The organism is Salegentibacter tibetensis (assembly GCF_020164485.1).
GTDB classification, from domain to species: Bacteria; Bacteroidota; Bacteroidia; order Flavobacteriales; family Flavobacteriaceae; genus Salegentibacter; species Salegentibacter tibetensis.
The window spans coordinates 1-15271 of the sequence record NZ_JAIQZA010000011.1 but is presented as its reverse complement, the minus strand read 5'-3'; the positions used below and the strand labels follow the sequence as shown (position 1 = coordinate 15271).

14 protein-coding genes are annotated in these 15271 nt (G+C 37.6%); 8 read left to right on the top strand and 6 right to left on the bottom strand.

Features of this window, described 5'->3' with window-relative positions; translation table 11 throughout:
- Nucleotides 1-33: 33 nt before the first annotated feature.
- The 6 genes from LB467_RS07485 to LB467_RS07460 form a co-directional block, all read right to left on the bottom strand.
- Nucleotides 34-837: an OmpH family outer membrane protein gene (locus LB467_RS07485; protein WP_224473416.1), complete on the bottom strand. Its 804-nt coding sequence runs from the start codon at nt 835-837 to the stop codon at nt 34-36.
- A gap of 33 nt (nt 838-870) precedes the next feature.
- Nucleotides 871-3489 carry a BamA/OMP85 family outer membrane protein gene (locus LB467_RS07480; protein ID WP_224473415.1) on the bottom strand — a complete coding sequence of 873 codons (2619 nt, stop codon included), beginning with the start codon at nt 3487-3489 and terminating at the stop codon, nt 871-873.
- Nucleotides 3490-3496: 7 nt separating this feature from the next.
- On the bottom strand, nt 3497-4237 hold the full coding sequence (locus LB467_RS07475) for an isoprenyl transferase (RefSeq protein ID WP_224473414.1): 741 nt from the start codon (nt 4235-4237) through the stop codon (nt 3497-3499).
- A gap of 1 nt (nt 4238) precedes the next feature.
- Nucleotides 4239-4943 (bottom strand): type IX secretion system protein PorG, encoded by a 705-nt coding sequence (porG, locus tag LB467_RS07470; RefSeq protein WP_224473413.1) that lies wholly within the window; start codon nt 4941-4943, stop codon nt 4239-4241.
- 100 nt (nt 4944-5043) lie between these two features.
- Complete coding sequence (locus LB467_RS07465) at nt 5044-5928, bottom strand: NAD kinase (protein ID WP_224473412.1); 885 nt, start codon at nt 5926-5928, stop codon at nt 5044-5046.
- Nucleotides 5925-6581 carry a CBS domain-containing protein gene (locus tag LB467_RS07460; RefSeq protein WP_224473411.1) on the bottom strand — a complete coding sequence of 219 codons (657 nt, stop codon included), beginning with the start codon at nt 6579-6581 and terminating at the stop codon, nt 5925-5927. The genes LB467_RS07465 and LB467_RS07460 overlap by 4 nt, the downstream gene beginning before the upstream one ends.
- A 90-nt stretch (nt 6582-6671) precedes the next feature.
- Here LB467_RS07460 and LB467_RS07455 point away from each other — a divergent pair, with 90 nt between their 5' ends.
- The 8 genes from LB467_RS07455 (at nt 6672) to clpX (ending at nt 15029) form a co-directional block, all read left to right on the top strand.
- Entirely contained in the window at nt 6672-7385 is a 714-nt protein-coding gene (locus LB467_RS07455) for a pyridoxine 5'-phosphate synthase (RefSeq protein ID WP_224473410.1), read from the top strand.
- A 25-nt stretch (nt 7386-7410) separates the two neighbouring features.
- Nucleotides 7411-8175 (top strand): alpha/beta fold hydrolase, encoded by a 765-nt coding sequence (locus tag LB467_RS07450; protein WP_224473409.1) that lies wholly within the window; start codon nt 7411-7413, stop codon nt 8173-8175.
- Between the two features lie 119 nt (nt 8176-8294).
- On the top strand, nt 8295-9545 hold the full coding sequence (locus LB467_RS07445) for an OmpP1/FadL family transporter (RefSeq protein WP_224473408.1): 1251 nt from the start codon (nt 8295-8297) through the stop codon (nt 9543-9545).
- A 10-nt stretch (nt 9546-9555) separates the two neighbouring features.
- Nucleotides 9556-11121, top strand: a complete 1566-nt coding sequence (locus tag LB467_RS07440; RefSeq protein ID WP_224473407.1) for an SGNH/GDSL hydrolase family protein — start codon at nt 9556-9558, stop codon at nt 11119-11121.
- An 85-nt stretch (nt 11122-11206) separates the two neighbouring features.
- Nucleotides 11207-11548: a phage holin family protein gene (locus LB467_RS07435; RefSeq protein WP_224473406.1), complete on the top strand. Its 342-nt coding sequence runs from the start codon at nt 11207-11209 to the stop codon at nt 11546-11548.
- An 89-nt stretch (nt 11549-11637) separates the two neighbouring features.
- Nucleotides 11638-12960, top strand: a complete 1323-nt coding sequence (gene tig, locus LB467_RS07430; RefSeq protein ID WP_224473405.1) for a trigger factor — start codon at nt 11638-11640, stop codon at nt 12958-12960.
- A gap of 106 nt (nt 12961-13066) precedes the next feature.
- A complete protein-coding gene (clpP, locus tag LB467_RS07425; protein WP_224473404.1) occupies nt 13067-13744 on the top strand; it encodes an ATP-dependent Clp endopeptidase proteolytic subunit ClpP in 678 nt (225 codons plus the stop codon).
- A 52-nt stretch (nt 13745-13796) separates the two neighbouring features.
- The gene (clpX, locus tag LB467_RS07420) at nt 13797-15029 is read left to right on the top strand and encodes an ATP-dependent Clp protease ATP-binding subunit ClpX (RefSeq protein WP_224473403.1); all 1233 of its coding nucleotides are present in this window, start codon (nt 13797-13799) and stop codon (nt 15027-15029) included.
- The last annotated feature ends 242 nt before the right edge of the window (nt 15030-15271 follow it).

The window sequence follows — 15271 nt, the reverse complement described above, 5'->3', positions numbered from 1 at the left end:
ATTAATTGTTTAAATATTAAGGTTAAAAATTATTTAGTTTATTGTGTCTTTTTTCGCTCGGGCCGCTTGTATAGAATCTCTTTTTTCTTGTCTTTCCTTTAAAATTCTTTCTCTGCGTTCTTCAAATGCTTTTTGTCTCGCGTCTTTAATAGAATCCTGTTTTCTTTTTCGTTCTTCTATTAATGCTTCACGTTCGCTTTTTCGATCCTCAACAGCCTGCTCACGTTGACTCAGTTCTTCATCTTCTTCAACCGTGCGAGCTTCGGCTCTCTCAAGCTCTCTTTCTTCCTGTTTTGTTTCAATCTGTTTTCGGTTGGAAGCTCTGTTAATGCTTCTTAGAACCTGATCACTAAGGTCAAAACGATTTCTGGCAAAAAGCATACCCGATTCAGAATTTCTATCAAAGATATAATCAAAATTCCTACTTTCTCCAATTTCCTGTACTGCAGCAAAAACCTGATCCTGGATTGGCTTTATTAACTGCCTCTTTTGAATCATATAATCACCTTTGGGGCCAAAACGCTTCTGTTCATAATTTGTAGCTTGTTCCTGTTGATAAGCTATCTCTTCTTCCCGTTCTTCAATCAATTCAGGAGTAAGAAGCGCACGCTCATTTTGCAGACTTGCTTTCATTTCATTAATCTCTTTACGTTTTTGCTCAATTTCATTTTGCCATTCTTTAACCCGCTGGTCTAATTGAGTTGAAGCTTGCTGATATTCCGGAACATTTTCAAGGATATACTCCATGTCCACAAATCCTATGTTTATTGGCTTTTGAGCGTTTGCTCCGAACCCAATCAAGATAAAAAGTGTGAATAAAAAAGTTCTTTTAAGCATACTTAAATCGAATATAGAAAATATCGTGCCAAATTAAAATTGCTGTCCAATTATGAAATGAGTTTCCCAGCCATTAGCGTCAGGTTGCCCTCCAATTGAGTCAAACCCGTAACCAAAGTCTATACCAAGTAATCCAAAGGCTGGCATAAAGATTCGTAAACCTGCACCGGCTGATCTGTTAACCTGAAAAGGATTAAAATCCCTGAAGTTGTCATAAGATGCACCTGCTTCTAAAAAAGTAAGCGCATAAATAGAAGCAGAAGGTTTTAAGGTAATAGGATATCTAAGTTCTAAAGAGTATTTGTTGTAAATGGTAGCACCATCATCATTTACTCCTGCCGGACGATCTAAAGGCACTACAGACTGGTTTGGATAACCTCTTAACTGAACGGTCTCCCTACCATCTAAACTAAAGGCCCCAAGACCATCACCACCAACGAAGAATCTTTCGAAAGGAGGAACACCTCGCTCGTTGTTATAAGCTCCAAGGAAGCCGTATTCAGCATTGGTTCTTAAAACAAGCTTGTCGTAGATTTGAGTAAACCACTCTCCGCTAAACTTAATTTTATAGAATTCTAACCAGTTAAATTTCTTTTGGTCAATTTTTCGTTGGTCCCCAACCGCGTTATCGGGAGTTACTCTATGGCCTTGCCGGTTTATGAGATTACCGTTTTCATCTTCTAATTGAAATTCTCTTTGTTGGTCTAAATTCGCATAATCAACACCATTCCATAAAGAGTAAGGAGGAGTGAATTTGGCGGTGAGGTTAAACCTGGAACCTCCGGTTGGGAAAATAGGGTTTACGTATGTGTTATCCCTTGTAAGCCCGAAAGTATAGGTGAAGTTATTTGAGTGACCATCACCAAAAGTAAATAGCCCGGTATTGTAATTATTTAAATTATATCGTTGAAAACCTACAGAATGAGATACCGTCATATAAGGATCCGGTATGGTTAAACGTTTGGCTAAACCCACATTTACTCCAAGAATATCAAAACTCCTGCTTCTATCTGCCTGACGGTTTAAATAATCGAATAAAAATTGCCTCGTGTAAGAGAAAGAGGTTTGAAGGCTTACAGGTTTTTTACCTCCTAACCAGGGTTCCTGGAATGAAAGGCTGTAGGTTTGATAAAAAGTACTGGCTTGTGCTCTAAGGGAAAGGGTTTGCCCATCTCCCATTGGTACCGGTTTGTATGCTTCCTTGTCAAAAATTCCAGATAAGGAGAAATTGTTAAACGAGAGTCCTAAGGTACCAATAAAGCCACCCCCGCCATAACCCCCTTGTAGTTCTATTTGGCTGGCCCCCGCTTCCACTACAGAGTATTCAAGATCTAGAGTACCCGATTGTGGATCTGGATCAACAAATTTTGGTTCCAGTTGTTCCGCATCAAAAAAACCAAGTTGCCCAAGTTCCCTTACGGTATTTACTACATCTTCCTGGCTATATTTTTGTCCTGGTTTTGTTCTTAACTCACGATAGATTACGTGATCTTTTGTTTTATCGTTACCGGTTACTTTAATATTATTAAAATAAGCTTCTTTTCCTTCAACGATTCTTATTTCGAAATCTATTGTATCGTTATAGACATTGGTTTCTACAAGATTGATGGTGGAAAATAAATATCCGTTGTTCTTGTATAAATTAGCAAGGTCCTGACCGTCTGGTTTGGTTTCATCGGCAATTCGCTCGTCTAAAAGAACCCCGTTATAAACATCGCCTTTATTTATTCCTAAAGCACGTTGCAATTGGGCATCAGAATAAACCGAATTTCCCAGATATTCAATGTTTCCTATGTAGTATTGATCTCCTTCTTCTACCTTCAGGTTTAAAGCTATTGTTTTGTCGTCAATTTCTACTAAAGAATCTGTTACAATTCTGGCATCTCTATAACCGCTTTCTTTATATTTATCTATAATGCTTTCTTTATCTTCCTGGTAATCTGCCCTAACAAATTTCGATCTTTTCCAGAACCGGATGAGGTTCTTTTGCTTGGTGTTTTTCATAGCTCCCCGAAGTTTAGCGGCAGAAAACTTTTCATTACCTGTGAAATTTATATCGGCAATTTTTACACGGTCGCCCTGATCTATATCTATAAGCATATTTACCAGGTTGGTATTTGAAGTAGTATCAGTAACCTCGCTGGTGCTTATTTTTGCCTTAGCATTAAAATATCCTTCTTTACGATACTTATTTTCAATATAATTCTTGGTAGTGGTAATAAGGTTTTCAGAAACTTTAGCCCCGGCCCTCAATTTATTTTCTTTTAGAATCTCTTCGTTTTCACGCTTTTTAAGCCCTGTAACCTGCACTTTATTAAGCTTTGGAACTTCCTGAATTTCAATTTCCAGATCAGCTACATTGTCTTCACTAACATTGGTTATATAGAAGTTAATGTCGCTAAATTGATCAATATCCCATAGTTTATTGATTATATTACTAATTTTATCCCCTGGAATATAGATTTCTTCCCCTTTTTTTAGTCCGGTATAGGCGATTACTGTTTGCTCGTTAAAACTAACGGTCCCCGTAACTTTTATATCTCCAATTGTATACTTTTTGCCATCTGCTAATGGTAAGCCCTGAGCTTGTGAAGAAATGCTGAAAATTAAACTACATACTATTGCCAGAAGGGTAAATACTTTCTTCTTCATGAATGCGCTAACTAAGTTGCTCACTGGTTTTTCCAAATCGTCGTTCTCTGTTTTGATAATTGTAAATGGCTTCAAAAAGATTTTCTTTTCTAAAATCTGGCCACAAAATTTTTGTAAAATATAATTCGGCATAGGCAATTTGCCATAAAAGGAAATTGCTTATACGCTGCTCTCCGCTGGTTCTGATTAGTAAATCTACCTCCGGAAAATTTCGGGTGTAAAGATGCTGATTTATAACCGATTCATCAATAGCATCTGGCGTTATTTCATTATTTTTAACTTTCAGGCTAATTTCCTTTATAGCAGAGGTTAGTTCTTCCCGTGAACCATAGCTAAGTGCAAGGTTGAGCACCATGCGATCATTGCTTTTTGTTTTTTCTATAACTTCCTGAAGTTCTTTGTAAACTTTTTTAGGCAGTGTATTTAAATTTCCTATTGCATTTAGCCGAATATTATTGTCCTGAAGTGTTTTGATTTCCTTTTTTAAGGATGAAACCAATAAGCGCATTAAGGTGTCTACCTCCAATTTTGGTCGGTTCCAGTTTTCTGTAGAAAAAGCATAAAGTGTTAGATATTCAATACCAATTTCGGCTGAAGCTTCTACAACATCCCGCACAGCGGTGGTGCCTTCTTCGTGGCCTACCGCCCTTAGAAAGCCTTTTTGTCTTGCCCAACGCCCATTGCCGTCCATGATTATGGCAACGTGTTTGGGTAATTTTTTAAGGTCTATGTTGTCTTTGTAATTCATTTTAAAATCGGCTGTAGCAAGGTTCTCTACCCCAGGAAAAGGTTAAATTTACCGCAGTAAAAACATACCAGTCGTTGGTGTTTCTGTTTCCAAATTCAATAGTAGGTCTTCTGTTTCCAAATACTTCTTCAGGCCAGCTTCCATCTAAATTGTCGGTAAATGTATACCGAACACCTATTTCCATGGCTCCTACTATATGGCGGGTAATGCTTTCTTTATAGCCAAAAACCACAGGAATTGCAAAATCCCAGTTGGCTCCCTGGTTCACCAGTTGGCCATTAGGAAAAGGGGCATCTAAAACTAAATGATCTGCCCTAAAATAGGTTATTCCAGTATATAGATATGGTGTGCTTTGAGGATGACCTTCGTGAAGATCGAAACTCCAAAAATTATATTCAATTCCTAAAGAAGCTTCTGCAATAGTGTTGCTAAATGAGTAGCCTCTATTTACTCTTCGTAAATCATTAGAATTTGCATCATCAGCATTTATTTCGGCATATAATAGAGAGAATCTAAAAGCGTGGCGAGGACTGCGATTCCATTTAAGAAGTGCGCCACCAACCAGGCCGCTAGGAAGTACAAAATTGGTTCGCCCTACATCTCCAATGTAATTAGCGCCACCAATATATGGTCCTATTTCAAATGTTTGTGAATGTGTTTTTGTTGCAAAAACAAGCATGATTACAAAAACTAATACGTACCTCATAGGTTTTCAAAAGTTTGCAAATATAACAATTATGTTTGCTCCACAATAATTTGAGCAAATTTGTATATATTCTTAAACAGTTTTTAAAATCATTTATTGCTTAATTGCGCTTATCTTCTCCCCACATAAGCTTTTTGCGCAGGGTTTGAAGGAAACTATCGCCTTTAAGTTCAACCAGATTTATAGTGTAGGGTGCTTTTTCTATAATGATCTCGGTATCATTTTCCAGGGTTGCAATACGGGAATCCATAGATACCAAATGTGAATCTTCCCGGCCAGAAACCCGGAGGGTTATTTTAGTGTCGTCTTTCACAACCAAAGGTCTTGCGTTTAAATTGTGTGGGGCAATTGGTGTGATAATAAGAGAACCTGCATCTGGAGTAATAACCGGACCGCCACAGCTAAGCGAATAGCCTGTTGAGCCGGTGGGAGTAGAAACGATTAGACCATCTGCCCAATAGGAATTTAAATATTGATCGTTTAGCCAGGTATCTACGGTAATCATAGATGTGGTGTTTTTTCTGCTAACCGCTACTTCATTTAGTGCAATATTTTTAAACACGGGATCGTGGCTGGAAGGGTTTGTGCTAATATTTAGAACACTTCGGGAAGAAATACTGTAATTTTTATCTAATATAATCTTTAAACTATCTTTAATATCTTCCTTTTGAATGGTAGCCAGAAAACCCAATCTTCCGGTGTTAATGCCAACAATAGGAATATCTAAATTCCTGATATAATTAATAGACTTTAAGATGGTGCCATCGCCACCAATACAAAAGAAAAGGTCAAAGCTGTTATCTAATTCTTCAAAAGTGCTGAAGTGGGAGTAATTTTCATCAATGGTTTTATTTAGATGGATAAGCTCCAGGAAGTCTTTTTCAATAACCACTTTAATATTTTCGCGCTTCAGTAATTCCAGAAGCTGCCCTATATAGGTTCCGGCATTGGTGTGGTAAAACTGACCGTAGATGCCTACTTTCATATATTCATAAATTTATCCAAATACTTAGAACGATCTCTAAGATTTTTGTTGAAATTGTCTTCCCGGTGTTCTGAAATAATCTTATACCCGTATCTACGGAAAGATTGTATAATTTCATTGATTCCCGAAGGACTTAATTTAACCGTAATCTGGGCTACGTCATTTTCAATTTTGGAAATAAAGACGCCAAGAATGTTCGCATTATTAGATTCTATAATCTGGGTAATTTCGCTAAAAGAATAATCTTTAATTCCTTTTTGGAGTACAATAATATTTCCTGCTTCGTTTAATAGAGGCGTTTCGTTAAATATGGTAATAATTTCATTGAGCTCAACATAACCCAAATAATGGTTTTCTTCATCTAAAACCGGCAAAATATTGGTGTTGTTTTGAGCAAACCTTTCTAAAATATCCAACCAAAAATCTGTATTTCTAACAAAGAAGCCTTCTAATGCGTACTGGTAATCTTCCAAAGATTTATCAGCTTCAAAGCAGCGAATATCGTTTTCTGAAATACAGCCCATATAAATACCGTTGTTTTCTACCGGTAAATGTGAATAGGTTAACTGATTGAACAAGTCCTGGACTTCCCCAATTTTGTCAGAAAAATGCCTTATGGAGACATCGTTAATTATAAAATCTTTCATATCCATGATGTCGCTTCCTTTTTATGCAAATTAATTAAAATAAAATTCATTAGGGCATTTACAAGTTTGTATTTTTGTTAAACAAAAGCTTAGGAAATGACGAAATTAAGTGTAAATATTAATAAAATTGCTACTTTAAGAAATGCCCGTGGAGGTAATATTCCTAACGTAGTAGAAGCGGCTAAAAAAATAGAGTCTTTTGGCGGGCAGGGTATCACCGTGCACCCAAGACCAGATGAGCGCCATATCACTTACAAAGATGTGAGGGATCTTTCGCCTATCGTGGGAACGGAATTTAACATTGAAGGAAATCCGGTAGCTAAATTTATTAATCTGGTGATGGAAGCCAAACCGGCCCAGGTTACTTTGGTGCCAGATGCCGAAGACGCAATCACTTCTAACGCCGGCTGGGACACCATTAAAAATAAAGGATTTCTTCAGGAAGTAATCCAGGAGTTTAAAAATAACGGAATACGCACCTCTATTTTTGTAGATCCCGATGAGAAAATGATCGAAGGAGCTGCAGAAACAGGCACAGACCGCATAGAACTATATACCGAGGAGTTTGCGGTAAAATATGCTGAAGGCGACAAAACAGGGGTGGAATCTTATAAAAGATGTGCAACTATTGCGCATCAATTAGGTTTGGGGATTAATGCTGGTCACGATCTTTCCTTAGATAACATCAAATATTTTAAAGAGAATGTGCCTTATTTAGATGAAGTTTCTATTGGCCACGCGTTAATTGCTGAAGCTTTATATTTAGGACTGGAAACTACCATCCAAAAATACCTTGAGCTGCTGAAATAATTCTTTTTCCAAAAACTAAATTACAATGAAACTAAATTCTATAATAATCGGAGAGGGAGATCCACTTCTAATTCTTCACGGCTTTTTAGGAATGAGCGATAACTGGAAAACCATTGGCAATAAACTTGCTGAAGAAAAGGATTTTCAGGTGCATCTTATAGATCAAAGAAATCACGGAAAAAGTCCACATACCAATGAGCATAGCTATGAGCTTATGGCTGAAGATATTAAAGAATACTGCGAGCAACACTCTTTATCAGAAATCATTTTAATGGGGCATTCTATGGGAGGTAAAACCGCAATGCTTGCTGCGGCTGAATACCCGAATCTGGTAGAAAAGCTTATCGTAGTAGACATTGCGCCCAAATATTATGAACCGCATCATCAGCAAATTCTGGATGGATTAACAGCTTTGGAAGACGCCGATCTGGAATCAAGACAGGAAGCCGATATGTTGCTTTCAGAGTTTATTTCGGAAAAACCGATTAGACTTTTTCTGCTGAAAAATTTAAATCGAAAGTCCGAAGGAACTTACTGCCTAAAAGTAAACCTGGAAACCTTAAAAAATAATATTGAAGAAGTTGGTAAAGCACTTCCGCAGGATAAATCTTTTAACGGTCCTACGCTTTTTATAAAAGGGGAAAATTCAAATTATATTAAAGAAGAAGATAGACCAAAAATTAAGGAACAATTTCCAGAAGTAATCTTTGAAGAAATCGCAAATGCCGGACATTGGGTTCACGCTGAGAAAATGAACGATTTCTATAAAGCTGTGGTTAACTTTCTTTAAAATCCTTCTAAATTTATTATGTGTGCATAATAAATTCTGCAATTTTGTTGAGTAATATGTAATTTATGCTAAATTTGAGGTCAACAAATTATTAGAATACAAATAAATCTAATTCAATTATGAAAAAATTACTTTTCCTGGGCCTTTTTGGTCTAATGGCTGCGGTAACTTATGCAGGTGGGTATAGGGTGAGTCTTCAGGGACAAAGATCGCTGGCTATGGGTCACACAGGGGTAGCGGTAGTGAACAATGCCGAGCTTGCTTTTTTTAACCCGGCAGGGTTGGTGTATCTTGAGAATAAGATAAATGTAGCCGCTGGTGCCAGTGCTGTATTTTCTAACGTAAAATACCAAAATTCAGAATTCGGACTTAGTTCCCAAACGGATAGTGGTGTAGGTACGCCGTTTTATCTTTATGGATCTTATCGAGTAAACGATTGGTTAACTTTAGGTTTAGCCGCTTACACGCCTTATGGGAGTAGCGTAGCATGGCCTACAGATTGGGCCGGATCTCATTTGGTAAATAATATAGATCTTCAGGCTATTTATATTCAGGCTTTAGCTTCTGTAAAAATATCAGATAAATTAAGTGTTGGTGGTGGGCCAATCTATGTAAATGGATCGGTAAACTTTAATCGTAACCTTAACCGTACCTTAAGCGATATAGAAGGAAGCCGTGCCAATGTAACCGTAGATGCCAGTGGTGTTAGCGCCTTTGGATGGTCAGCCAGTGCAATGTATAATGCTACAGAAGATTTGCGTTTTGGTATTAACTACCGAAGTGAAATTATGGTTGATGCTGAAGGTGGAGATGCTACATTTCAAAATGTTCCAAATTCTCCTTTAACCCCATTCCAGAATACGCAATTTGACGCTTCATTGCCAATGCCTGCTGAACTTTCTGTAGGAGTTTCATATCAACTTTTAGATAAATGGCTTTTTGCTTTCGATTATAACATGACCTACTGGGATGTATACGAGTCTTTAGATTTAGACTTCGCAAATGATCAAATTCCTGATTCTCAAAACCCAAGAAACTATAAAAACTCCGCTACTTACAGATTTGGTATGCAGTATCTTGCAAACGAAACCGTTACCTTAAGAGTTGGATATTATTTCGATGAATCTCCGGTACAGTCAGGTTACTTTGCTCCTGAAACTCCTAGAAACGATGCTCACGGATTTACCGGTGGACTGTCTTTACACGTAAACGAGAAATTCTCTATAGATGCAGCTTTCCTTTATAACAGGTATGAAGAGGTAAATGAATCTTACGATTACTATACGGAAAATGGACAAAGCGTTCCTTTTGAAGGAACTTATAAGACTTCGGCATTTATTCCGGGACTTGGTGTAACCTACAAATTATAAAATTTAGAAGATGAAACAGTATTTTAAATATATAGCAATATTGGCGCTGGGAATAGTTTCCTGTGAGCCAGAATTTGATAACCCGGTAGACAAACCTGGAGCGTATAGTAATGGAGAAGCCGATTTTACACGATATGTAGCCCTGGGTAATTCACTTACTGCAGGTTATGCAGATAATGCCCTTTATATTACCGGCCAGGAGAATTCTTATCCTAATATACTTGCTCAGCAGTTTGAAAAGACTCAGGATATCGAGGAGTTTACTATTCCCTTCATGAACGATAATGCAGGTGGGCTTTTGTTAGGCGGAAACCAAATCACTCAAAACCGACTAGTCCTGGCAGTAGGAGAAGGTGGTAGTCCTTCACCGCAGATTTATACCGGGATGCAGGCTTCTACTGAAGTCGGAAATGTTCTGCAGGGACCTTTTAGTAATATGGGAGTTCCTGGTGCTAAATCTTACCATCTTGGATTTTCTGGTTATGGGAATGTGCAAAATATAGCGACTGGGACTGCAAATCCTTATTTTGCGAGATTTGCTTCTGCTCCAAATGCAACAGTATTGGAAGACGCGCTTGCACAAAATCCTACCTTCTTTTCTCTATGGATTGGAAATAACGATGTACTTGGCTATGCAACTTCCGGGGGAACAGGAGAATTTCAATTGAATAACTTAGATCCTTCAACTTACGGTCCAGACGATATTACAGATCCTAATGCCTTTGCAGGTATTTATCAGCAAATGGTTCAGGTATTGTCGGCTTCAGCAAGCGGAGGGGTTTTAGTTAATATTCCAGACGTTGCTGCGGTGCCTTTCTTTAATACTATACCAAATAATGCGCTTGCCCTTGATGCTGAAACTGCAGCAAATTTAACCGGGTTTTTTCAGGCCGTTTCTCAGGTTTTTGCGGGTGGGTTGATGCAACAGGGTGTTCCGGAGGAACAGGCCATGACTTTGGCAGCTCAGTATGCAATTACATTTAATGAAGGCCCGAACAGATTTATAATCGATGTAGAGCCTTCAGAATCAAATCCACTTGGGTTCAGACAAATGACCTCAGATGAAAAATTACTTTTAACCATAGATCGGTCAGCCTTAGCGCAAGGTTATGGAGCGGTTAGTCTTTCGCCTCAGGTTATGCAAATTCTGGGAGCTTTACAACAAGGGCAAATGCCAACTCAGGAAGAAGCGAATACACTTTTTGCTGCGGTAAATGGAATAGATGATGAGGATGCTTTAGATGAAGCTGAAATAGCTAATGTTAGGCAGGCAACTTCAGCATACAATGCTTCTATAGAGGCTATTGCTGATGCTAATGGCTTGGGGTATGTAGATTCTCAGGCTTTGTTGAATGAACTGGCAGAAGGAGGTATTTCTTTTGACGGTGGTACTATTACTTCTGAATTTGCTTCAGGTGGCGCGTTCTCATTGGACGGGGTTCATTTAACCCCTCGGGGATATGCAGTTATAGCCAACGAGATTATTGATGTAATCAACTCAACATATAATGCAGGGGTGCCTAAAGTAAATGTGGGAACTTATAGCACGGTTACTTTAAGTAACGACGTTCAATAAGAAGAATTGCTTTACTGCAAAAATTAAACGCCGGATTTTTCCCGGCGTTTTTTGTATTTTTCAAAAACTAACTAATCTTGTAATTATGAATTTTATATTGAGAATATTGCTTACTGCGCTGGCCGTGGTTATACTTGCTAAATTTTTACCCGGAGTTGAGGTGGCAGGGTATGTGACAGCTATTATTGTAGCAGTTGTACTGGCGATTCTGAATTTATTGGTAAAGCCTGTTCTGGTAATTCTAACCCTTCCCGTTACTATTTTAACCCTGGGCTTGTTTTTACTGGTAATTAATGCGATAATTATTTTGCTTGCCGATGCTTTTGTTTCCGGATTTGGAGTTAGCGGATTTTTTATCGCCCTGCTTTTTAGTTTACTTTTATCCCTCTTTCAGTCACTCCTGTTTTCTTTATTAGGAAAAGATTAGCACAATATTGCTGAAATTCAATAATTTGAAACTTTGCGGACTAGGGAAAAAAGTGTAATTTTGCACTCCAATTTTTATAACAAGTCAAGATGAATATTACCAGAGAGAATATTGATGAATTGAATGCGGTGGTAAAAGTAGATATCGCCAAAGAAGACTATGCCGGTAAAGTTGATAAAATTCTAAAAGATTACCGTAAAAATGCCAATATCCCCGGATTTAGAAAAGGGCACGTGCCTATGGGAATGGTGAAAAAACAATACGGTCAGGCTGTGTTGGTAGATGAAGTAAATAAACTTTTACAGGATTCGCTTAATAAATATCTTACCGAAGAAAAACTGGATGTACTTGGAAACCCTATTCCAAAAGAACAGGAAAACTTCGATTGGAATAAAGAAGAATATACATTTGAGTTCGAACTTGGTTTGGCTCCGGAATTTGATGTTAAACTTGACCTTGATAAGCCGGTTACTCATTATAATATCGTTGCAGATGAAAAAATGGTGAACAACCAAATTGAATCTATGCGCAAACAGTATGGGAAAATAACTTCTAAGAATGAGGCTGAAGAAGGAGATATCGTTGCCGGAACTTTCAAAAATGAAGAAGAAGGAATCGAAAAGGAAACTTCAGTAGAATTGGAGAAAATCAAAGGAAAAAGAAACCTTGGTAAATTTGTTGGTGCTAAAGTTGGAGATTCTTTCACTTTAAAGACAAAGAACCTATTTGAAGAAGACCACGATCTTATTCAGCATTTAGGAATAGAGCACGATAAAGCTCACGATCTTGATATTGAAGTTGAATTCACGGTAAAAGAGATCAACCATAGAGAACTGGCTGAACTTAACCAGGAATTATTCGATAAGCTTTTTGGCGAAGGTAAAGTAAGCAGTGAAGACGAGCTTAAAGAAAAGATCAAGGAAGATGCAGCAAAGCAATTCAAGCAGCAGAGCGATCAGCAGTTAATGAACGATGTGACCAAGCAGCTTATAGAACAGACAAACTTTGAACTTCCAAAAGATTTTCTTCAAAAATGGATTCAAACTGTTGGTGAAAAACCAATGACAGAGGATGAAGCCAAAGAAGAGTATGAAAAGAGCGAAGAAGGTTTGCGTTACCAGTTAATTGAAGGTAAAATAGTAAACGAAAATAAGCTTACTGTAGAATTTGAAGATCTTAAATCTTTCGCTAAAGAAAAGATTAAAGAGCAAATGGCACAGTTTGGCCAGATGAATCCTGAAGATAAAGAGCTTGACGATATTGCGGCAAGAATACTTTCTAATCAGGACGAGGTAAAAAGACTTTCAGAGCAATTAATGAACGAAAAATTGCTTGATTTCTACAAAGAGAAAATGGCTTTTGAAGAAAAAGAAGTGACTTACGATGAATTTGTGAAAGAGATTTATGAGTAAGCTTTTTCTATAAATTTATACTTATATTTAAGGCGTTAAACCATTTGGGTTAACGCCTTTTCACTTAAAAGGCAGCTAAGAAAAAAGCTTAAAAACAGAAAAATTGATGGATTACGGAAAAGAATTTGAAAAATACGCCACTAAACATCACGGTATAAATAGTAATTACTACCAAAAGATAGTGGGCAGTATGACTCCTACGGGAATGACGCCTAATATTATTGAAGAGCGACAAATGAATGCTGTTGCTATGGATGTTTTTTCCAGATTGATGATGGATAGGATTATCTTTATGGGGACTATGGTGAACGATCAGGTGGCTAATATCATCCAGGCGCAAATGCTTTTTTTGGAAAGTACAGATGCTTCTAAAGATATCCAGATCTATATCAACTCTCCGGGTGGAAGCGTTTATGCAGGTTTGGGAATTTATGATACGATGCAGTTTATAAAACCAGATGTAGCTACAATTTGTACAGGAATGGCAGCTTCAATGGGCGCAGTATTACTTTGTGCAGGTGAAAAAGGAAAACGAAGCGGTTTGCCGCATTCAAGGGTAATGATTCACCAGCCACTTGGCGGGGCTCAGGGTCAGGCCAGTGATATAGAAATTACAGCGAGAGAAATATTAACTCTTAAGAAGGAGTTATATGAAATCATCGCTTCACATTCTGGTCAATCCTACGAGAAGATTGAGGAAGATAGTGATCGTGATTATTGGATGAAGGCCGAAAAAGCCAGGGAATACGGAATGATCGATGAGATTTTAACGAGAGAAGGATAGGAATTAATTTTCAGTTTATTATTTTATAGACTGCAAATTGAAATTTGATGAAATGGCGAAAGAAGAATTAGAATGTTCGTTTTGTGGTAGGAAAAAACCCGAAACCAACTTACTTATAGCAGGACTGGACGCGCATATATGTGATAAATGTATAGAGCAGGCGCACGGTATTGTTATGGAGGAGCTTAAACAGGGAGAAGCCAAGGAATTGTCTTCAGACCTTATGCTGAGCAAACCAAAAGTGATCAAAGAGTTTTTAGACCAATATGTAATAGGGCAGGAAGCGACCAAAAAAGTGATGTCTGTAGCTGTTTATAACCACTATAAAAGGTTGTTGCAACCGGCAAGTGACGATGATGTTGAAATTCAAAAATCTAACATCATTATGGTTGGGGAAACAGGTACAGGTAAAACCCTTATCGCCAAAACCATTGCTAAAATGCTTAATGTTCCTTTAGCTATTGTAGATGCTACGGTACTTACCGAGGCTGGTTATGTAGGTGAAGATGTTGAGGGTATTTTAACGAGATTGCTTCAGGCAGCCGATTATAATGTTGAAAAAGCGCAACGCGGAATTGTATTTATTGATGAGATAGATAAAATCGCCCGTAAGAGCGATAACCCTTCAATTACCCGGGATGTTTCTGGAGAAGGTGTTCAGCAGGCTTTATTAAAATTGCTGGAAGGAACCACGGTTAACGTGCCACCAAAAGGAGGTCGTAAACACCCCGATCAAAAATTTGTTGAGGTAGATACCGAAAATATTCTTTTCATAGCAGGAGGAGCTTTTGATGGGATTGAACGTAACATCAGTAAGCGTTTAAATATGCAGGCGGTTGGTTTTAGTGCTTCAAAAAGTGACGATAAAATAGAAAGGACTAATCTGCTTAAATATATTATTCCGAAGGATTTAAAAGATTTCGGACTTATTCCTGAAATAATAGGAAGGTTACCGGCGCTTACTTATATGAATCCGCTGGATGAAACTACGCTTCGTTCTATTTTGACTGAACCGAAAAACGCCATTGTAAAACAATATCAAAAATTGTTTGAAATGGATGATATCGAGTTCGAAATGACAGATGATGCGCTGGATTATATAGTTGAAAAGGCTGTAGAATACAGATTAGGAGCAAGAGGATTAAGATCTTTATGTGAAGCGATTCTTACCGATGCGATGTTTGAAATGCCCGAAAGTGGTAAGAGCAAGCTAAAGGTTTCTCGCGCTTATGCTGAAGAAAAACTAAATAAGTCTACGATAAGTAAACTTAAGGCGGTGTCTTAAAAAGTGCTTTAATAAAATTTTTACTAAGTAAAAGAGGTTGTCTGAAAGGCTTTTAAAATCGTCATTCTGAATTCATTTCAGAATCTAAGATGTTAATAATTAAAACATGTTAGAAGCTGAAACAAGTTACCATTGACGTATTTTTAAAACCCTGATATTTAGGTTTGTTTTTTTATAATTCAAAAAGCAACTTACCTGGTTTGGAAGTTTCCTTTTTCATTTTTTGCTCGCCCAAAAAACGA